22 protein-coding genes are annotated in these 17,159 nt (G+C 57.1%); 8 read left to right on the top strand and 14 right to left on the bottom strand.

The window, feature by feature from the left end:
- The 5 genes from BUA39_RS02440 to BUA39_RS02420 all read right to left on the bottom strand — a co-directional run bounded on the left by BUA39_RS02440 (position 1) and on the right by BUA39_RS02420 (position 3,447).
- The gene (locus BUA39_RS02440) at positions 1-261 is read right to left on the bottom strand and encodes a hypothetical protein (RefSeq protein ID WP_072790431.1); all 261 of its coding nucleotides are present in this window, start codon (positions 259-261) and stop codon (positions 1-3) included.
- Positions 262-265: 4 nt separating this feature from the next.
- Entirely contained in the window at positions 266-1,642 is a 1,377-nt protein-coding gene (locus tag BUA39_RS02435; protein WP_072790428.1) for a pyruvate dehydrogenase complex E1 component subunit beta, read from the bottom strand.
- Positions 1,642-2,031, bottom strand: coding sequence for a VOC family protein (locus tag BUA39_RS02430; RefSeq protein WP_072790425.1), 390 nt, complete (start codon positions 2,029-2,031; stop codon positions 1,642-1,644). Before BUA39_RS02430 ends, BUA39_RS02435 begins: the two co-directional genes overlap by 1 nt.
- A 9-nt stretch (positions 2,032-2,040) precedes the next feature.
- Positions 2,041-3,030, bottom strand: a complete 990-nt coding sequence (gene pdhA, locus BUA39_RS02425; RefSeq protein ID WP_072790422.1) for a pyruvate dehydrogenase (acetyl-transferring) E1 component subunit alpha — start codon at positions 3,028-3,030, stop codon at positions 2,041-2,043.
- Between the two features lie 114 nt (positions 3,031-3,144).
- Entirely contained in the window at positions 3,145-3,447 is a 303-nt protein-coding gene (locus tag BUA39_RS02420) for an FtsB family cell division protein (RefSeq protein WP_072790419.1), read from the bottom strand.
- Between the two features lie 164 nt (positions 3,448-3,611).
- On the opposite strand from BUA39_RS02420, the gene BUA39_RS02415 reads away from it, so the two are divergent.
- Together BUA39_RS02415 and BUA39_RS02410 are read left to right on the top strand one after the other, a co-directional pair.
- Positions 3,612-5,234: an acyl-CoA dehydrogenase family protein gene (locus BUA39_RS02415; protein WP_072790416.1), complete on the top strand. Its 1,623-nt coding sequence runs from the start codon at positions 3,612-3,614 to the stop codon at positions 5,232-5,234.
- Between the two features lie 134 nt (positions 5,235-5,368).
- Positions 5,369-5,743, top strand: coding sequence for an LCCL domain-containing protein (locus BUA39_RS02410; protein ID WP_165610473.1), 375 nt, complete (start codon positions 5,369-5,371; stop codon positions 5,741-5,743).
- Positions 5,744-5,815: 72 nt separating this feature from the next.
- Here the strand turns inward: BUA39_RS02410 and BUA39_RS02405 are convergent, their stop codons facing one another.
- Positions 5,816-6,709 (bottom strand): fructose bisphosphate aldolase, encoded by an 894-nt coding sequence (locus BUA39_RS02405; RefSeq protein ID WP_072790410.1) that lies wholly within the window; start codon positions 6,707-6,709, stop codon positions 5,816-5,818.
- Positions 6,710-6,926: 217 nt separating this feature from the next.
- Positions 6,927-8,108, bottom strand: a complete 1,182-nt coding sequence (locus BUA39_RS02400) for a phosphoglycerate kinase (protein ID WP_072790407.1) — start codon at positions 8,106-8,108, stop codon at positions 6,927-6,929.
- A gap of 127 nt (positions 8,109-8,235) precedes the next feature.
- Here BUA39_RS02400 and BUA39_RS02395 point away from each other — a divergent pair, with 127 nt between their 5' ends.
- The 3 genes from BUA39_RS02395 (at position 8,236) to BUA39_RS02385 (ending at position 10,335) form a co-directional block, all read left to right on the top strand.
- Positions 8,236-8,745 (top strand): peptidylprolyl isomerase, encoded by a 510-nt coding sequence (locus BUA39_RS02395; protein ID WP_072790404.1) that lies wholly within the window; start codon positions 8,236-8,238, stop codon positions 8,743-8,745.
- Complete coding sequence (locus BUA39_RS02390) at positions 8,735-9,283, top strand: peptidylprolyl isomerase (protein WP_072790400.1); 549 nt, start codon at positions 8,735-8,737, stop codon at positions 9,281-9,283. Before BUA39_RS02395 ends, BUA39_RS02390 begins: the two co-directional genes overlap by 11 nt.
- Positions 9,284-9,366: 83 nt before the next feature.
- Complete coding sequence (locus BUA39_RS02385; protein WP_072790397.1) at positions 9,367-10,335, top strand: DUF3179 domain-containing protein; 969 nt, start codon at positions 9,367-9,369, stop codon at positions 10,333-10,335.
- Between the two features lie 32 nt (positions 10,336-10,367).
- Here BUA39_RS02385 and BUA39_RS02380 read toward each other — a convergent pair whose 3' ends face one another.
- Both BUA39_RS02380 and BUA39_RS02375 read right to left on the bottom strand, forming a co-directional pair.
- Positions 10,368-10,877, bottom strand: coding sequence for a gluconokinase (locus BUA39_RS02380; protein ID WP_072790394.1), 510 nt, complete (start codon positions 10,875-10,877; stop codon positions 10,368-10,370).
- An 84-nt stretch (positions 10,878-10,961) separates the two neighbouring features.
- A complete protein-coding gene (locus BUA39_RS02375; RefSeq protein ID WP_072790391.1) occupies positions 10,962-11,354 on the bottom strand; it encodes a GFA family protein in 393 nt (130 codons plus the stop codon).
- 216 nt (positions 11,355-11,570) lie between these two features.
- Between BUA39_RS02375 and BUA39_RS02370 the strand changes: the two genes are divergently transcribed.
- The 3 genes from BUA39_RS02370 to BUA39_RS02360 are packed head-to-tail and all read left to right on the top strand — an operon-like array spanning position 11,571 to position 12,908.
- Positions 11,571-12,020 carry a hypothetical protein gene (locus tag BUA39_RS02370; RefSeq protein ID WP_072790389.1) on the top strand — a complete coding sequence of 150 codons (450 nt, stop codon included), beginning with the start codon at positions 11,571-11,573 and terminating at the stop codon, positions 12,018-12,020.
- Between the two features lie 3 nt (positions 12,021-12,023).
- Positions 12,024-12,248, top strand: coding sequence for a helix-turn-helix transcriptional regulator (locus BUA39_RS02365; RefSeq protein ID WP_423219924.1), 225 nt, complete (start codon positions 12,024-12,026; stop codon positions 12,246-12,248).
- A 27-nt stretch (positions 12,249-12,275) separates the two neighbouring features.
- A complete protein-coding gene (locus BUA39_RS02360; RefSeq protein ID WP_072790387.1) occupies positions 12,276-12,908 on the top strand; it encodes a class I SAM-dependent methyltransferase in 633 nt (210 codons plus the stop codon).
- A gap of 10 nt (positions 12,909-12,918) precedes the next feature.
- Here the strand turns inward: BUA39_RS02360 and BUA39_RS02355 are convergent, their stop codons facing one another.
- The 5 genes from BUA39_RS02355 to bcp all read right to left on the bottom strand — a co-directional run bounded on the left by BUA39_RS02355 (position 12,919) and on the right by bcp (position 17,137).
- A complete protein-coding gene (locus BUA39_RS02355; RefSeq protein WP_072790384.1) occupies positions 12,919-13,794 on the bottom strand; it encodes a DMT family transporter in 876 nt (291 codons plus the stop codon).
- A gap of 95 nt (positions 13,795-13,889) precedes the next feature.
- Positions 13,890-14,396: a bactofilin family protein gene (locus BUA39_RS02350; protein WP_072790381.1), complete on the bottom strand. Its 507-nt coding sequence runs from the start codon at positions 14,394-14,396 to the stop codon at positions 13,890-13,892.
- The gene (locus BUA39_RS02345) at positions 14,386-15,693 is read right to left on the bottom strand and encodes a M23 family metallopeptidase (protein WP_207546188.1); all 1,308 of its coding nucleotides are present in this window, start codon (positions 15,691-15,693) and stop codon (positions 14,386-14,388) included. The genes BUA39_RS02350 and BUA39_RS02345 overlap by 11 nt, the downstream gene beginning before the upstream one ends.
- 155 nt (positions 15,694-15,848) lie before the next feature.
- The gene (locus BUA39_RS02340; protein ID WP_072791678.1) at positions 15,849-16,655 is read right to left on the bottom strand and encodes a ferritin-like domain-containing protein; all 807 of its coding nucleotides are present in this window, start codon (positions 16,653-16,655) and stop codon (positions 15,849-15,851) included.
- Between the two features lie 14 nt (positions 16,656-16,669).
- Positions 16,670-17,137, bottom strand: coding sequence for a thioredoxin-dependent thiol peroxidase (bcp, locus tag BUA39_RS02335; protein WP_072790379.1), 468 nt, complete (start codon positions 17,135-17,137; stop codon positions 16,670-16,672).
- Positions 17,138-17,159 lie beyond the last annotated feature (22 nt).

Genomic DNA, 17,159 nt, shown 5'->3' with positions numbered 1-17,159 from the left:
TCAGCGCTCCTTGATCAGAGTAATTTGGTCAAAAGGCGCCTTGGGGCGCCCCGAGCCGCGCGCCAGGATAGCGATGGCGGCCTCTATCTTTGTTTGGTTCTCAGCAATCCAGGTGTAGGCGGATTGATGAGTGGGGCGGGCACCTATAAACCGATGCCCTGCACCCAGACGTTCAGGGACCAAGGCAGAGACCGCGCGCCCATCCACGTCAATTTTGACGTGGTAGCATTCGGTCTCTCTGTCGCGGCCCAGAATGTCCATGCTGCTACCTGTAGGTCACCTGTTTCACGGCGGCGATGACCTCATCCGTTGTCACCAGCGCGAGCTTTTCGAGGTTGGCGGCGTAGGGCATGGGCACGTCCTTGCCGGTGCAGTTGATGACCGGCGCGTCGAGGTAATCAAACGCCTTTTCCATGATCGTCGCCGAAAGGTGGTTGCCGATGGACCCCACGGGGAAGCCTTCTTCGACGGTCACACAGCGGTTGGTTTTCATCACTGAGGCCAGCACTGTGTCATAGTCAATCGGGCGAAGGGAGCGCAGGTCGATCACCTCGGCAGAAATGCCGTCTTCGGCAAGTTTATCCGCGGCCTCAAGCGCGTATTGCATCCCAATGCCAAAGCTGACGATGGTCACGTCATCGCCCTCGCGCCAGACACGGGCCTTGCCGATGGGGACGGTGAAATCATCCATGACCGGCACGTCAAAGGTGCGACCATAAAGGATTTCATTTTCCAAGAAGATCACCGGGTTTGGATCGCGGATCGCGGATTTCAGCAGACCTTTGGCGTCGCTGGCCGAATAGGGCATCACAACGCGCAGGCCGGGAATTTGCGCATACCATGCGGCGTAGTCTTGGCTGTGCTGCGCGCCCACGCGTGCAGCGGCGCCGTTGGGGCCACGGAACACAATCGGGCAGCCCATCTGACCGCCAGACATGTAAAGCGTTTTGGCCGCTGAATTCACAATCTGGTCAATGGCTTGCATGGCGAAGTTGAAAGTCATGAACTCGACAATTGGTTTAAGCCCACCAAAGGCCGCGCCGACAGCAATGCCGGTAAACCCATGTTCGGTGATTGGCGTGTCGATCACGCGTTTGCTGCCGAATTCATCCAGCATGCCTTGGCTGATCTTATAGGCCCCCTGATATTCGGCGACCTCTTCGCCCATCAGGAAGACCTCTTCGGTGGCGCGCATTTCCTCGGCCATCGCATCGCGCAGCGCTTCGCGCACGGTTTGCTGTTTGACTTCGGTGCCTTCGGGCCAGTCCGGTTCCAAGTTCATCTTGGGCGCGTCCTCAGCCGGGGTGCTTGCCTCTGGGGCCTTGGCTTGGGCGGGGGCCGGAGTGCTGTCAGCGGCGGCAGGTTCCGAGGACGGGGCAGGGGCCTCGCCCGCTTCTTCGCCATCTTCCAGAAGGGTCGCGATTGCGGTGTTGACCTTCACGTTCTCGGTGCCTTCAGCCACCAAGATGTGGCCAATCACACCTTCGTCGACCGCTTCAAATTCCATGGTCGCCTTGTCTGTTTCAATCTCGGCGATGATGTCGCCGGAACTGACTGTGTCGCCCTCTTTCACCAGCCACTTGGCCAATGTGCCTTCTTCCATCGTCGGAGACAGGGCAGGCATCAAAATTTCAATCGCCATTATGCAGCTCCTTCCGCTGGGGTAATCATGCCAACAATATTGCCTTCGCCGTCTTCGACATAGGCGCAGCGCCCGATGCCGGGATAATCCATCGGCGGCAAAGCTTCTGCGCCGCCGTTTTCAAGCGCCCAAGCGTAGCTGGCGTCGCAATCTGTAACTTCAAAGGTCATCGTACCGCCGCGCACAGGCGCGCCTGCTGCCGGAGCATCGCCCATGCGGCGCATGACGCCGCCGGTCAGGTCTTTGTCCATGCCGATCTGATCGCCGTCGATTAAGTGATAGTCCATGTCTTCCCCGCCAGGCATTGCCGTAAATGACCAGCCAAAAAGACCTTTGTAAAACGCCATACCGCGCGCGACATCTGTCAGGTGAATTTCAAAATGTGCCATGAATCCCCCTTACGCGACGATGTCGGTCCACAGCTCTGATTCAGCTGGGAGTGGGCTGGATTTGGCGAATTCGGCGCTTTCGTTTACGATGGCCTTGATCTCTTTGTCGATGGCTTTCAGATCATCTTCGGACGCATGTTTGCCGGTCAAAAGCATTTCGCGCACGCGTTCAATTGGATCACGTTCTTCGCGGACGCGCTGGACCTCTTCGCGGGTACGGTACTTGGCCGGGTCCGACATCGAGTGGCCGCGATAGCGGTAGGTTTTGACTTCGAGGATATACGGCCCTTTGCCCGCGCGGCAGTGCATGACGGCCTTTTCACCAGCTTCTTTGACGGCCAGAACATCCATGCCGTCGACCACCTCTCCGGGGATGCCAAAGGCCGCCCCGCGGGTGTAAATATCGGGTGTAGAGGTAGAGCGTTGCTGTGACGTGCCCATGGCGTATTGATTGTTTTCAATGACAAAAATCACTGGCAGTTGCCAAATTGCGGCCATGTTGAAGGTTTCATAGACTTGGCCTTGGTTGGCCGCGCCATCGCCGAAATAGGTGAAGGTGACGTTGTTGTTGCCTTTGTATTTGTCAGAAAATGCGAGGCCCGCCCCAATTGGCACCTGCGCGCCGACGATGCCGTGGCCGCCATAGAAATGCTTCTCTTTCGAGAACATGTGCATCGAGCCGCCTTTGCCCTTGGAATAGCCGCCTTCGCGCCCGGTCAGTTCGGCCATCACCCCGTTTGGGTCCATGCCACAGGCCAGCATATGTCCGTGATCGCGATAAGAGGTCAGGCGCTTGTCGCCTTCGTCGGCTGCGGCCTCAAGCCCAACAACCACGGCTTCCTGGCCGATATAAAGGTGGCAAAAGCCCCCGATCAGACCCATGCCATACAGCTGGCCCGCTTTTTCTTCGAAGCGGCGGATCAATAACATTTCGCGGTAATAGTTTTTCAGCGTGTCGCCGCTGACGTTTGGCTTTGGGGTCGCTTTTTTGGCAGCCATAGGGTGCGTATCCTCCCGCAACAAATAGTTTAGCCTTAAACTATAGGCGAGGCCATGAAACCACGGCTTTGGCTGACACGCCAGCCCTAAAATTTTGTTGCGCGAAGGATTGCGTTAACGAATGACCATTTCGTCTGCGCGGATCATGCCGAGGATTGAACGCGCCTGCTGATCGACCAAATCAAGGTCCAGATAATCATCCGAAAGGCGGTGCGTCAGGTTTTCCATCCGGGCCACTTCTTGCTGCATGCTGGTCAATTCCTGCTTCAGCAAGTGGCTTTGGGCCGAAATCTCCGCCCGGCGAAACAGCCCATAGTCCCCTTGCACAGCCGCAAAGGTGAAATAGACTGCCATGATGAACGCCACCCCATAGAAAAGGGCATCGCCAACGGCCGGGCGGGATTTGGATACTGCCATGGATGTTGCCACGTCTGCCTCAGTAAAGTGGGGCCTTTTCGACCCTCTGAACACAGTATGGCATAGGTGATTCGTCATGTGAATCCCAAAAATGCTCTGCGATTCGATTTTTTTCGATTAGAGTCATCGCGTTAGCGGAGCACCGCCAGATTGGGGAGGGACAGATGGCATTGCCACCAAGAGACGCCTTGGGCACACACGATGTGCAAAACCAGCCGGCGGGGGACGCTGCGATCCAGTATTGGGAAGGTGACGCCTATCTGCGCAGTCATGCGGCCCATCGGGGCGCTGCTGAAGACGCGTTGCAAATGCTGTGTCAAACCTATGGCCAGCCTGCCATGGCGCAGGCGGCGCAGGACGCGCGGGATATGCCGCCAAGGCTGGTGACCCATGATCGCTATGGGCAGCGCTTGGATGAAGTGCGGTATCATGTTGGCTATCATGGCATTCTGCGCACAAGCCAACAGGCGGGCTATGTTTCTTCGGCTTGGGCCAACGGTGGCGGGGGCCACGTGCAGCATGCAGCGCATGTCTATTTGCTCAGTCAGATCGAGCCGGGGGCCTGCTGCCCCTTGACGATGAGTTACGCGGCAGTTCCGGTGGTCGGCCAATCCGATCTGCGCGAAAGCTGGGCCGCGAAACTTCTGAGCGGGCGTTATGACGCCTCTATTGCGCCGGTTGATCAGAAGACGGGCGTGACCTTGGGAATGGCGCTGACCGAAAAGCAAGGCGGCAGCGATTTGCGCAGCAACGCGACGGTGGCCGAACAGGATGGGGAGCACTATCGGCTGCGGGGGCACAAATGGTTCTGCTCTGCTCCGATGTCAGATGGCTTTCTGACCACCGCGCAGACGGATCGGGGGCTGACCTGTTTTCTGGTGCCGCGTTGGCTTGATGGTGAACGCAATGGGGTCAACCTGATGCGACTGAAATCCAAGCTTGGCAATCACGCAAATGCCAGTGCGGAAATCGAATATGATGGGGCCTTGGCCTACCGGATCGGAGAAGAAGGCGATGGCGTGCGCACGATCATTCAAATGGTGCACTACACGCGGCTGGATACGGCGATTGCGCCTGCAGGGCTGATGCGGGCCGCGTTGCGAGAGGCACTGCGATGGACGTTGCATCGCCGTGCCTTTGGCGCGCGGCTGGTGGATTTGCCTTTGATGCAAAGCGTGCTGGCAGATTTGGCCTTGGATGTTGAGGCCGCGACAGCGCTATCATTCCTTGTCGCACAGAGCTTTGACGGTCAAAGCGAAGACGACCGAGCCTTTGCGCGGGTTGCCGTGGCGCTGGCAAAGTACATCAACAACAAACGCGCACCAACCGTTATTGCCGAGTGCATGGAGGTGCTGGGTGGCATGGGCTATGTCGAGGAAACGCCACTGCCGATGCTTTACCGCGAGGCCCCGCTGAATGGCATCTGGGAAGGGTCGGGCAATGTGATTTGCCTTGATATTCTGCGCAGTCTGCAAGACCCGCGCATCAACGACGCACTGCAGGCGCGGTTGGATGCGGTCAAGGGACAGAACGTGCACTATGACACGGCGCTGGCAGTGCATCGCACCCGCTGGCCGAGCGGAGTTGAGGAAGGCGAGGCGCGTTGGTTCTGCGAAAATCTTGGGCTGTTGCTGTCGGCTGTTGCGCTGCTTGAGGCCGCACCGGAAGAGATATCTGACGCCTATGTCCGGTCGCGTCTGAGCGAACACCGGGGCAGTTTTGCAGGGGCTGTCGCACTTTATCAGAAAGAGGGGATATTGCGCCGTGCGTGTGGAGAGGCCGCTTAGGCGCGCAAACCCACGCCTCTGCGGCGGTTCTGAAAATCCGCGCGCGCTGTGCTATGATTGAGGATAGATGACATTGGGAGGGTGACATAACATTGCAACAAACAACAAAAAGTTGGCTGGCAACGGGGCTCTGCTTGGGTGTTCTGAGCATCGCAACCTCAGGGGATGCTTTGGCGTCAGACCTGCCTGATTGCCCGATCCAATTTGCGGCGCGTGGAGATGCCGAACCGTTTTCCACCGAACCCTTTGACTGCCATTGCACCGCCGAGGCGCGCAACCTGCGGGGAGGCTATGCCTATGGCAGCGGGCCATATGATGGGATCAGCAATATCTGCATGGTCGCATTGCATGCCGGGGCCACAGGCAAAGACGGCGGCGATGTGCATGTGATCCCCGGACCGGGATTGGAAAGCTACACGGGCACGTTGGCCAATGGGGTTTTCAGCGCGGACTGGGAGTGGCCAAGCCAATTTGGCGCCTTTGATGTGGTGCCTTATCCGGGCAACTGACGCAGGTCTACAGCGGACAAACAAAAACCCCACCGGCGGAGCCGATGGGGTCCAAATCATGTCTAGCGAAGCTTAGCCCGCAACGGAGGCCGCGTAGATCTCGTTGATCGTGGCTTCAATGGTGCCATTGAACGCTGCATCGTCCTGCTGCGCAGAAAGACCTTCGGTCAGAGCGCGGGAGAAGGAGGCGATCACGCCTTTGTTCTGTGACAGCATGTCATTGGCCTGCTGACGTGAGTACCCACCAGACAGCGCAACAACACGTAGCACGCGAGGGTGATCCACCAGCGCCTGATAAAGGTTCGGCGTGTTGGGCAGGGTCAATTTCAGCATGACGTTCTGATCGTCGTTCAGAGCATTCAACTCTGCGAGGATCGCGTTGCGCAGCATGTCTTCGGCTTCGGATTTGTCGGCGATCGAAATCGTGACTTCTGGTTCCACGATCGGCATCAGACCCTTGGCAATGATCTGCTTGGCAACGTCAAACTGTTGCCCGACAACGGCCTTGATGCCTTCGGCATTCGCGGCATGGATCACAGAGCGCATCTTGGTGCCGAAAATGCCCTTGCCGTTTGCCTTGTCCAAAAGGGCATCCAGATCGGGCATCGGTTTCATCACCTGTGCACCGTTTTCTTCATCCGCCAGACCTTTGTCGACCTTCAGGAACGGCACAACACCACGGTCTTCCCACATGTAGGTCGCAGAGGGCTTGCCGCCGATTTCGCCGTCCATGGTTTTTTCAAACAGGATCGCGCCGACCACTTTTTCGCCCGTGAATGCAGGCGCTTGGGCAATCCGTGCGCGCATCTGGTGGATCAGGCCGAACATCTCATCGTCATTGCTATAGGCGTCTTCATTCACGCCATAAAGGCGCAGGGCCTTTGGGGTGGAGCCGCCGGATTGGTCAAGCGCCGCAATGAAACCTTGGCCAGCTTTGATGAGATCGGTTTGAGAAGATTTGGACATATATGTTCCGCCTTGAAAATAAGGAAGTTCTGCCGGATGGGGGCTTTGTGACGCTTCTATGCGAGAGCGCAATGGTATTGCAACGTCGGTAACGCTAACAATTTCGGTTTTGGGCAAGGTTTTGGTCGTTGCTCAAATTGATTTACCTCGAACGGGAAAAGAGCAGGCTTTGACCTGCTCTTTTCCATGTTCGTTTGCTGGAAAATTCAGCGACCTATTAATCGTCTTCCAGGGCTGCCACACCGGGAAGCGTCTTGCCTTCCATCCATTCCAGAAATGCACCGCCTGCCGTAGAGATATAGGTGAACGAGTCTGCCGCGCCCGCACCATTCAGCGCCGCGACCGTGTCACCACCGCCTGCGACAGAGATCAGTTTGCCAGCCTTGGAAAGTTCCGCTGCCTTCGCCGCTGCTGCGTCGGTGGCCGCATTGAACGGTTCGATCTCAAACGCACCCAGCGGGCCGTTCCAGATCAGGGTTTTGGCGCTTTCGAAAATCTCTGCAATGCGCGCGACCGACGCAGGGCCTGCGTCCAAGATCATGGCGTCCTCGGGGCAGGCGTCCATGGCGACCACTTCATTAGCGGCACCGGCTTTGAATTCACGCGCCACCACCAGATCGGCGGGCAGCACGATTTCACAACCTGCGGCCTTGGCTTTCTCCATGATGTCCCGCGCGGTGTCTGCCAGATCGTGTTCGCACAGCGATTTGCCGACGGAAATCCCCTGCGCCGCAAGGAACGTGTTCGCCATGCCGCCGCCGATAACCAGATAATCGACCTTGGCAACGAGATTGCCCAGAAGGTCGAGCTTGGTCGACACCTTCGCACCGCCAACCACGGCCACAACAGGGCGCTCTGGTTTCGACAGCGCGCTTTCCAGCGCCGACAATTCCGCCTGCATCAAACGACCGGCGCAATTTGGCATCAGCCGGGCAACCCCTTCGGTCGAGGCATGCGCGCGGTGGGCAGCAGAGAAGGCGTCATTGCAGTAAACATCACCCAACGTGGACAAGAAGCCCGCCATCTGCGGATCATTGGCTTCTTCCATCGCACTGAAACGGGTGTTTTCAATCAGCACCACTGCGTCAGACGGCAGTGCAAAAATCTCGTCATGGCTTGGGCGTTCGATAAAGGTGACCTCGGTGCCAAAAGCCTCTGACAGCGCAGGCACCAATGGCGCCAAAGACATCTCTGGCACATGTTTCCCTTTTGGCCGCCCGAAGTGCGCCAGCAGGATCGGGGAACCGCCTTTGGCAAGGATGTCTTTGATGGTGGGGACAATCCGTTCAATCCGGGTTGCGTCGGTGACTTTGCCGTCTTCCATCGGCACGTTGATGTCCACACGGGTCAGCACACGTTTGCCGTTCAGATCCATGTCGTCCAGGGTTTTCCAAGCCATTTCGGGGCCTCCTCAGGGTCGTCTTTCCCTAGCTGCATAACGTATGAGGGGCCTAGGTCAATGGCAGCCTTGGCATTCCTGCATTTGATGACTACTTTGCCCCCAAATTAGTCAATAGGAGCGCCAGATGGCCGACATCAAAGACCCCGAAAACACAATCCTGATGGAACTGAAAGACGGCACCGTTGTGATTGAACTGCTGCCAGAAGTCGCTCCGGGCCATGCCGAGCGCATGAAAGAACTGGCGCGTTCTGGGCAGTATGACAACGTCTGCTTCCACCGCGTAATTGACGGCTTCATGGCGCAGACTGGCGATGTGGCCAACGGCAACATGGAAAATGATTTTAACATCCGCGCAGCGGGCACCGGTGGCTCTGATCTGCCGAACCTGAAGGCGGAATTTTCCAGCCTGCCACATGATCGCGGCACATTGGGCGCGGCGCGCTCTCAGATGCCTGATTCCGCAAACAGCCAGTTCTTTATCAACTTCAAAGACAACCACTTCCTGAACGGTCAGTACACCGTTTATGGCCGTGTGATTTCTGGCATGGAACATGTTGACGCGATCACCCGTGGTGAGCCGCCAGCGAACCCGGACCGCATGATTTCCGTCAAGGTGGCAGCCGATGTTGCGTAAGCTTGCCATCATCGCTGCGCTGGCATCTGGTCCAGCGTTTGCGGCAGGGATTGAGATCACGGTGGAAGGCGAAGCCAACGGCGTGATCAAGATTGACCTGCTGGAGGATGTCGCTCCACAACACGTGGAACGTATCACGACGCTGGCCGAACAGGGAAAATACGACAACGTTGTCTTTCACCGCGTGATTGACGGCTTTATGGCGCAGACCGGCGATGTGGAATTTGGCACCATGGGCAGCGACATGCGGCGCGCGGGTACTGGTGGCTCTGCATTCCCAGACCTGCCTGCCGAATTCTCTGATGTGCCCTATGAGCGCGGCGTTGTTGGTATGGCGCGCAGCCAGAACCCGGATTCCGCGAACAGCCAGTTCTTTATCATGTTTGAGCCGGGCCACTTCCTGAACGGGCAATACACCGTTGTCGGGCGTGTGACCGAAGGCTTGGATGTGCTGGACATGATCAAACGTGGCCACCCTCGGTCTGGAGCCGTCACAGGTCGCCCCGATGTGATGACAAAGGTTGCCGTGACAGAGTAATTTCTGCTCACAAGCCCGTGTGTGGGGCTATCATTTGGCCCCACATATGCGCAGACTTTCCAGTATCAAACTGGAGCGCGCATATGAGTTTTCGAACCTTACTAGTCGCTGCGGGTCTGACGTTGGCTATGAGCGCAGCATCTGCCAATCCCTCCCGATGGGAGCGGGAATGGCCTGACACCGACTTTACCAACACCAGTGTTGCATGGTCTGAAATCCTGTCAGGCGGACCGCCCAAAGATGGCATCCCAGCGCTGAGCGACCCGAGCTTTATCTCGGTCGCCGAAGAAAGCCGCATTGACCCACTAGAGCCTGTGATCACCGTCGAATTGGAAGGCGCGAAGCCGCGCGCCTATCCGATCCGCTACCTGACCTGGCATGAGATTGTGAATGACACCGTTGGTGGCGTTCCGGTCGCGGTCACCTTTTGTCCGCTTTGCAATTCCGGCATCACCTTTGATCGACGCACACCTGCGGGGGTTTTGACCTTTGGGGTTTCCGGCAAGCTGCGCAATTCCGACATGGTGATGTATGACCGCGAAACCCAAAGCTGGTGGCAGCAGGCCATCGGGCAGGGCATCGTTGGGCAAATGAATGGCGTCGAACTGACAACTCTGCCGACATGGATGGAAAGCTGGGAGCAGTTTTCCACGCGCAACCCAGATGGGCTGGTGATGGATGAACCGGGTTATAACCGCAGCTATGGTCTAAATCCCTATCGCGGCTATGACAGCTCGCGCAAGCCGTTCCTGTACAACGGTGAAATGCCGCCCCATGACATAGGCCCGCTGGAACGTGTGGTGCGCGTCGGCGACCGGGCATGGCCGCTAAGCCGATTGCGCGAAACGCCGGTCATTGAAGAAGCCGGGGTGCAAATCTCTTGGGTCGAAGGGCAAGCATCTGCGCTGGATACGGGCCGGATCGGGCAGGGCAAAGATGTTGGGTCGATCCGCGTCAAGGACAGCGCAGGGCGCGACGTGGCGCATGACGTGATGTTCGCCTTTGCCTATCACGCCTTTTGGCCCAACGGAGAATGGATGCTGGGTGGCTGAAGGGCGAGTCATAGCACTGCCCGGACAAGCCTCTACGACGTCAGCGAAGCAACGGCAGCGTCCAAAACCTCTGCATGTGATCCTGCGACGTCCACGCAAAAATGTGCTTCATCCTGCGCAAGCGGTTCTAGGATTGAGAGCTGCGATTGAAGCAGCGTCACTGGCATGAAATGATTGGTTCGAGCGACCATGCGTTGCGCAATCAGGTCTTTGTCTCCAATCAGATGCACGAATACTGCGTCGGGCAGAGCGCCGCGGATGACATCGCGGTAATTTCGCTTTAGTGCGGAGCAGGCCGTGACGGCGGGTTGTTCGGGTGTCGTTGCTTTTTGAGCTGCGATAGCCGTCGCGACCGCTTTCAGCCATGGCGCGCGCATTTCGTCGGTTAACGGTTTGCCTTGCGACATGGCGGCAACGTTGGCGGGAGGGTGCAAATCGTCGGCCTCCAAGTAGACGCCGTCGAGTTTTGCCGCGAGCCCGCGCGCGACAGAGGTTTTTCCGACGCCACTAACGCCCATGACAATAATAGTTTTGTACTGCATTCTCGCGCCTGAGAGCCAAGTTTGGAAAACCTGATAGCGCAAACATTTCAATTCCGAAAGCTTCAAGTGGCTACTGAAAGTGCGCTAGGCCCAAATGTCCGCAACACAGCGACCTTCGTCAGGAAGTGGTTCAAAGCGATTAAGGCCATCAAAGCCGCGCAGTGGGATGGATTGCACAGCGTCTGGGTCGCCAGCCATGCGCAGATTGACGGCCATGCGTCGGCTGCCATCGGGTTCTTTGCGCAGGCCCTGCATAAAGCAGGCGCAGCCACAGTTGGGACAGAAGTGAAAGGCGATATGGTTGCCGCGAATATAGGCGGCGCTGTCGCCCTCTGTGGTCACCTCTTTGCCATCAAAACCGTAGATCCAAAGCGCCCCATAGCGGCGACAGATCGTGCAGTTGCAGGCCGTCGCGGCTTCTGGTGCGGCCGCATAGTACCAACGCAATGTCCCGCAGTGGCAAGACCCATTTAGCATAACTTTCCCTCCCAAAACCGACTCGGATCATAGGCTGACACTGGCCTGATTGCATGTTCCGCGTGCCTCTCGGCTACTTTGTTGGGCTCTAAGCCTTTGAAAACGTTTGATATGTAAAAAATACTTTACATGGTGTATTGTATTTCGGACACTAAGTTAGAAATACTAGACTACGAAGGCCTCAAAAAAGGTCTGGAACGAATAGGAGATCCGAAGATGACATTCCAAGACCGCAACACCATTGTATCGATCGTGGTGAACCTTACGATGCTGACCTATGTGATCTCTCGATTGATCACGATGCAGGCGGCTGGCGCGTTTGATGGCCCTGACGCAGTGAATGTCTGGGCGCGAATGGTGGTCTGGGTGATCCCCCTTTCCATTGCAGCAACCATCGCAGGTACGATCCTGTTCAATATCTTCTTTGCTGTTGCGACAGGCCAGCAAAAACCCAGCTTTGTTGTTGATGAGCGCGACAAGCATTTTGAACGTCGTGGCAGCTTTGCAGTCATCGCCGGGGCTGGCATTGGGTTTGTCAGTGGGATTGTTGCATTGGCGATGGATTATTCGGCACTGGTCGGTCTGAACATCATGTATTTCGGCATGGCCGCCGGGGCGCTTGGTTCTGACCTCGTGCGTTTTGCCAGCTATCGCCGGGGGTATTGATCCGTGGGCAAAACCAAACTGAAAATCACAAACAATATTCGCCGTCTGCGATTTGATGCCGATGAAATGACGCAAAAGGAGTTGGCAGAACAGGTGGGCGTCACGCGCCAGACCATCGTTGCAATTGAGAACGCGAAATATTCACCCACGCTAGAGCTCGCAATCCTGATTTCGCGAGTCTTTGAAAAGCCTCTGGAAGAGGTTTTTGACATCATCGACGCACAATAACACAACACAGTCTTAAAGGAGGCAGCCATGCTGCTACGTCCAACGTTTTTCTGGAATAAAATGGCCCGTCGCTATGCCAAAAGCCCGGTGGGCAATCCGGATGCCTATCAGGTCAAACTCGACAAAACCGCCGACTACTTGAAGCCCACCGATAGGGTGCTGGAATTTGGCTGCGGTACGGGAACCACAGCATTGATCCACGCCCCGCGTGTTGCGCAAATCGACGCAATCGATTTTTCAACCGAAATGATTGCCATCGCCCGCGAGAAACTTTGGGACAAGCCGGCGGACAATGTCAGTTTCGAAGTGTCCTCTTTCGAAGATTGGCCAGTGCCGGTCGCAGGGCAGGGCTATGACGCCATACTGGGCATGTCGATCTTGCATCTGGTCAATGATGCAGAGGCTGTTTTGGACAAGGTGCATCGGTCGCTCAAACCTAGCGGATTGTTTTTTACGTCAACCGTCTGTCTTGGCGACGGCCAGGGGCTAGAGAGGTTTTTTCTGCCACCCCTCAGCGCGATTGGGATTTTGCCGAAGCTGCGGATGTTCAAAGCGGCGGACCTGCTTGACCTGATGAAAGCGCATGGGTTTGAGATTGAACACCGGTGGGTGCCAGACGGAACGCCCAGCCTTTTTGCGATTGCGCGCCGGGTTGGGTAATCCGGCGTGGCTATTTTGACCGGCCACGCCACAACAGGAACAAGCCCGCCAGAATGATGATTGCACTGCCGGTCAGCATGCGGAGCGTCAGGTCTTCGCCGAACCACAACACACCGATGGCGAGGCCAATCAATAGGCGAGAATAACGAAACGGCGCGACGGCGGATATTTCGCCGGTGCGCATGGCCTTCATCAAAGATGAGTAGCCAAAGACCCCAAAAACAGCGGCCAAAGCAATTTGGCTGCCGTTTTCGAAAGTGACGGTTTCGAAGGGGACGCCGCTCCAGACACGGTAGAACAGCCCGGCGACAATAATGGCGAGGAAGCCGTAAAACCCAAGGACGCTTGTGGTCAAAGTGGCGGGAGCCGCGCGGCTGGCAAGGTCGCGCCCGGCAAAGCCCAACATGCCAAGGACGGCAAATCCCGAATACCAAGTGAAACTTTGCCCGCTTGGGTTCAGCACAATTAGAACGCCGGTCAGTCCCAAGGCGATGGCGGCCCATCGCCGCCAACCGACCTTGTCGCCCAGAAACAGCGCCGCCCCTGCGACAACGACAATCGGAGTGGCTTGCAGGATGACCGTGGCGGAAGACAGCGGCGCAAGTGCAATCGCCAGAAAGAAGAAAAGGCGCCCGGTGATTTCGAAAACCGCGCGGATCAACATGGGGCGCGAGGTGATTTCAGGCACAAACAGCGATTGATCTGTGCGTCTTGCCAAGAGCGAGAAGATCAGCGCGCCAATGCCGCCCATAAGAACGATGGCTTGACTGATCGGCAGCGTCGCGGTGCTGGCCTTGAAGAAACTGTCTTCGATTGCAAAGCCCAGCATCGCGGCCACCATCCAAAGGCTTCCTGTGAGGTTCGCGTTGCTGCTTTGTGTGGTCATTGGGAAATCACCGGGACAATCTGTTTAAACAAAAGGCAGGCACAAAAAAGGCACCGCGTGGGTGCCTCTTTCAAAGTCGCGATGTCGCGATCAGCTTAGACTTTCTGAGCCGCTGCTGGGGCAGGAGCGGGCGCCGGGTTTTTGGCTTTGCCCGCCAAAGGATCGTCCTGACGCTGAACAGAGCCTTCAAAATGTGCACCGCTTTCAATGGCGATGGTCTTGTGAATGATGTCCCCCTCAACCCGCGCGGTCGATGTCAGGCGAACCTTCAGTCCGCGCACGCGACCCACGATGCGGCCATTGATCACAACGTCATCGGCGACCACTTCGCCCTTGATGGTGGCGGTCTCGCCAATTGTTAGCAGGTGCGCGCGGATGTCGCCTTCGACGCTGCCTTCCACTTGGATGTCACCTGATGTTTTCAGGTTGCCCTGAATGTGCAGGTCAGAGGAAAGCACGGAGGCTGGTGGTTTCGCCTTTGGCGCGGTGGATGTCATGTCTGCTCCCTTGGGGGCTGCCGGGGCTTTGGCTTCGGGTGCAGCCGGTTTCGCGGTGTCTGCGGCCTTTGGGCCGGGCTCATTGATTTTGCTTTTAGAAAACATCTCGTGCAGCCTTAATAAAAGTCATCGGATTGACGGCCTTGCCATTGACGCGCACCTCATAGTGCAAATGCGTGCCGGTAGACCGCCCAGAATTGCCCATATCACCAATCAGTTCCCCGCGCGAGACCCTTTGGCCCACATTTACGCGGATTTTCGCCAGATGGGCGTAGCGGGTTTCGATTCCATGGGCATGTTTAATCTTGATCAGCCGCCCGTATCCCGAAAGCCAACCGGCATGCACCACAACGCCATCGGCGGTGCTGTAGATCGGTGTACCGTGTGGACCTGCGAAATCAGACCCTTTGTGCATGCGCCCCCAGCGCATGCCAAAGCCGCTGGTGTAGCGCACGGCAGATTTCACTGGATTGGCGAAGGGGACGGTTTCCGCTGCGATCCGGTACATGTTCAAGCGGTCCAGATCGTTCAGGATTTGGTTCATCCGCAGCGCGTTGGCATCCATCTCGCCGCCGGAAGTCGACACAGACAGAGGCGTCAGCGGACCACCTTGTCCGGTGTAGCCACGGCGGACTTCCTCCAACAGGGACTTCGTCGACAGTCCCGCTTGGGTGAACATCTTTTCCAGCGGTTCAACAGAGACGGTCATCGCGTCTTCAAGCTGGCGGAAGATCTGATCGTTCTTTTCTTCCAGCAGTTTGAGTTCCAGCCGCATGTCATCCGCCAGCGCAATGGCTTTTTGCGCTTCGGCAAAGACTGCGTCGCGTTCACGGGCGGTTTCGGATAGGGCAGTGGCCAAGGCGCCAACGCCCTCTGCGTTCAGGTCGTTGGACGCAACGGTTGTGTCGGCGTTGTCTTCATTTTGCAATTGCGCAACTTCTTCGCGCGCGGCCTCGCGTTCTTTCATGGTGCGCCGCAACGTGGCTTGAATGACCTCGATCCCGGTTTCCAGTTCTTTGCGGCGCGTTTCCGATTGCAGCAGCTGAGACTGCATCACCGAAATCTGCTCAAGCGCTGTGGTAAAGCGTTCCTGCGCGGCCACCGCTTCGGCAGAGCGCATGTCACGTTCGCTGGAAATTTCGTTCAGGCGCAGCTGATAGGTTTCCTGATCACGGCGCGCCTGTTCACGGAAGTTGCCCGACCCGATGCTGTCCATCACAAGGATGGCGGTCGCGATAATGCTCCAGGCCACCAGCAGTGCCATGCCTGAAAACGCGACCAGCTGCGTGCTTGGCTTCAGGCGGATAAACCGCGTGTCTGTGTCAGAGCGCAGAAATAGTCGGCGTTCTGGAAAGAAGCGTTCCAGAAACGCATGCGTATGGATAGCCAGACGTGTTCTCACATCCCGTCCCTTTTAAGTCCCTGTTACGCGCGTACTTTTGTCCCCAGCAGCGCTGGAAATCCATTAACGGGACGAGTCCAGCGCCGCAAGGAATTTGCGGTGGCGCACAACTTAGGGCAGATTTTCGCGACTTTATCGGCAGGGAATTGCCAAAATCAGCGCGACTTGGCGGGAATTTCGTCAGCTAGGGGCCAGTAGAAGTCCGGCGGCAGTCCGGCCTCTGCGCGTTTCTCTTCATTGAAGGGCGGCTTTAACGCGCCGTGAAAATAGGTACGTACCAAGCCGTGGAATGTCTCTTTGGGGTCGAGGTCATGGCGGCCACAGAGGAAGTGGAACCATTTGGAGCCATAGGCCACATGTCCAACTTCCTCGGCGTAGATCACGTTCAGCGCGTCAACCACTTGGTCGAGTTTCGCTTTCTGGAAAATTTCAATCATGCCGGGGGTCACATCAAGCCCGCGTGCCTCAAGCACCATGGGCACAACTGCCAGTCGCCCCATCAGATCGTCAACCGTGTCTTCGGCGGCGCGCCACATGCCAGCGTGGGCCGGCAGGTCTCCGTAAAAGCTGCCAAGCTGTTCGAGGCAATCACAAACAAGGTTGAAGTGATTGCTTTCCTCATCTGCGGCTTTGACCCAATCGTCGTAAAAGCCCAGTGGAAATTTGGTGTCGGTGAAACGCGCAATGATATCCCAATGCAGATCAACGGCATTGAGTTCGATATGCGCGACCGCGTGCAGCAATGCAATCTGACCAGGGCGCGATCCGGCGCGGCGGCGGGGCACATCACGAGGCGACAGCAGCTCTGGTTTTTTCGGACGGGCGGGACGCAAGGGAGGTGAGGCCGTCCCGATTTCAACCGCTTCCCCTGCTTTGCGCGCTGCGAACCATGAGGCTGCGTGGCGGCGAGAGATTTCAGTCTTTGCGCGCCCGTCCGCCGTGGTCAGAACCTCGACCGCCATTTCTGCCAAGGGCTTCACTTGGCCAGCTCCTGCGCGGCAGAGAGCACGTCGTCGACATGACCGGGCACTTTGACCTTCTTCCAGACTTTCGCAATCTTCCCATCGCTATCGATCAGGAAAGTTGTCCGCACGATGCCGTAAAAGGTCTTGCCATACATCTTTTTCTCGGCCCAGACGCCGTAGTCTTCGCAGACGGTGCTTTCTTCGTCTGACAGCAAGGGCACGGTCAGCCCCTGTTTATCGCGGAACTTCGCGTGGCTGGCGAGGTTGTCCTTGGATAGGCCAAAGACCTTTACGCCCGTCTTTTCAAACGCTTCCTGTGCTTGGCTAAAGTCAATCGCTTCGACAGTGCAGCCCTTGGTATTGTCGCGTGGGTAGAAAAACAGCACAACAGGGCTTGGTTTTTGCGCCGAAAGCGTTACCAGTGCGCCGTCTGTGTCCGGCAGCGTAAAGTCGGGCGCGATATCGCCGATGTTCAGCATGTCAGCTCCTTGGGGATATTTT

The sequence above is a fragment of the Cognatishimia maritima genome, assembly GCF_900129685.1.
In the GTDB taxonomy this organism is placed as follows: Bacteria; Pseudomonadota; Alphaproteobacteria; order Rhodobacterales; family Rhodobacteraceae; genus Cognatishimia; species Cognatishimia maritima.
This window is presented reverse-complemented; position numbering and strand designations above follow the sequence as displayed.

Bases quoted from the DNA above. Each gene is read 5' to 3' on its own strand.
- bcp (WP_072790379.1), bottom strand. From the start codon at position 17,137: ATGCTGAACATCGGCGATATCGCGCCCGACTTTACGCTGCCGGACACA.
- BUA39_RS02395 (WP_072790404.1), top strand. From the start codon at position 8,236: ATGGCCGACATCAAAGACCCCGAAAACACAATCCTGATGGAACTGAAA.
- BUA39_RS02355 (WP_072790384.1), bottom strand. From the start codon at position 13,794: ATGACCACACAAAGCAGCAACGCGAACCTCACAGGAAGCCTTTGGATG.
- BUA39_RS02405 (WP_072790410.1), bottom strand. From the start codon at position 6,709: ATGTCCAAATCTTCTCAAACCGATCTCATCAAAGCTGGCCAAGGTTTC.
- BUA39_RS02360 (WP_072790387.1), top strand. From the start codon at position 12,276: ATGCTGCTACGTCCAACGTTTTTCTGGAATAAAATGGCCCGTCGCTAT.
- BUA39_RS02430 (WP_072790425.1), bottom strand. From the start codon at position 2,031: ATGGCACATTTTGAAATTCACCTGACAGATGTCGCGCGCGGTATGGCG.
- BUA39_RS02375 (WP_072790391.1), bottom strand. From the start codon at position 11,354: ATGCTAAATGGGTCTTGCCACTGCGGGACATTGCGTTGGTACTATGCG.
- BUA39_RS02400 (WP_072790407.1), bottom strand. From the start codon at position 8,108: ATGGCTTGGAAAACCCTGGACGACATGGATCTGAACGGCAAACGTGTG.
- BUA39_RS02370 (WP_072790389.1), top strand. From the start codon at position 11,571: ATGACATTCCAAGACCGCAACACCATTGTATCGATCGTGGTGAACCTT.
- BUA39_RS02415 (WP_072790416.1), top strand. From the start codon at position 3,612: ATGGCATTGCCACCAAGAGACGCCTTGGGCACACACGATGTGCAAAAC.
- BUA39_RS02340 (WP_072791678.1), bottom strand. From the start codon at position 16,655: ATGGCGGTCGAGGTTCTGACCACGGCGGACGGGCGCGCAAAGACTGAA.
- BUA39_RS02420 (WP_072790419.1), bottom strand. From the start codon at position 3,447: ATGGCAGTATCCAAATCCCGCCCGGCCGTTGGCGATGCCCTTTTCTAT.
- pdhA (WP_072790422.1), bottom strand. From the start codon at position 3,030: ATGGCTGCCAAAAAAGCGACCCCAAAGCCAAACGTCAGCGGCGACACG.
- BUA39_RS02440 (WP_072790431.1), bottom strand. From the start codon at position 261: ATGGACATTCTGGGCCGCGACAGAGAGACCGAATGCTACCACGTCAAA.
- BUA39_RS02390 (WP_072790400.1), top strand. From the start codon at position 8,735: ATGTTGCGTAAGCTTGCCATCATCGCTGCGCTGGCATCTGGTCCAGCG.
- BUA39_RS02385 (WP_072790397.1), top strand. From the start codon at position 9,367: ATGAGTTTTCGAACCTTACTAGTCGCTGCGGGTCTGACGTTGGCTATG.
- BUA39_RS02380 (WP_072790394.1), bottom strand. From the start codon at position 10,877: ATGCAGTACAAAACTATTATTGTCATGGGCGTTAGTGGCGTCGGAAAA.
- BUA39_RS02435 (WP_072790428.1), bottom strand. From the start codon at position 1,642: ATGGCGATTGAAATTTTGATGCCTGCCCTGTCTCCGACGATGGAAGAA.
- BUA39_RS02350 (WP_072790381.1), bottom strand. From the start codon at position 14,396: ATGTTTTCTAAAAGCAAAATCAATGAGCCCGGCCCAAAGGCCGCAGAC.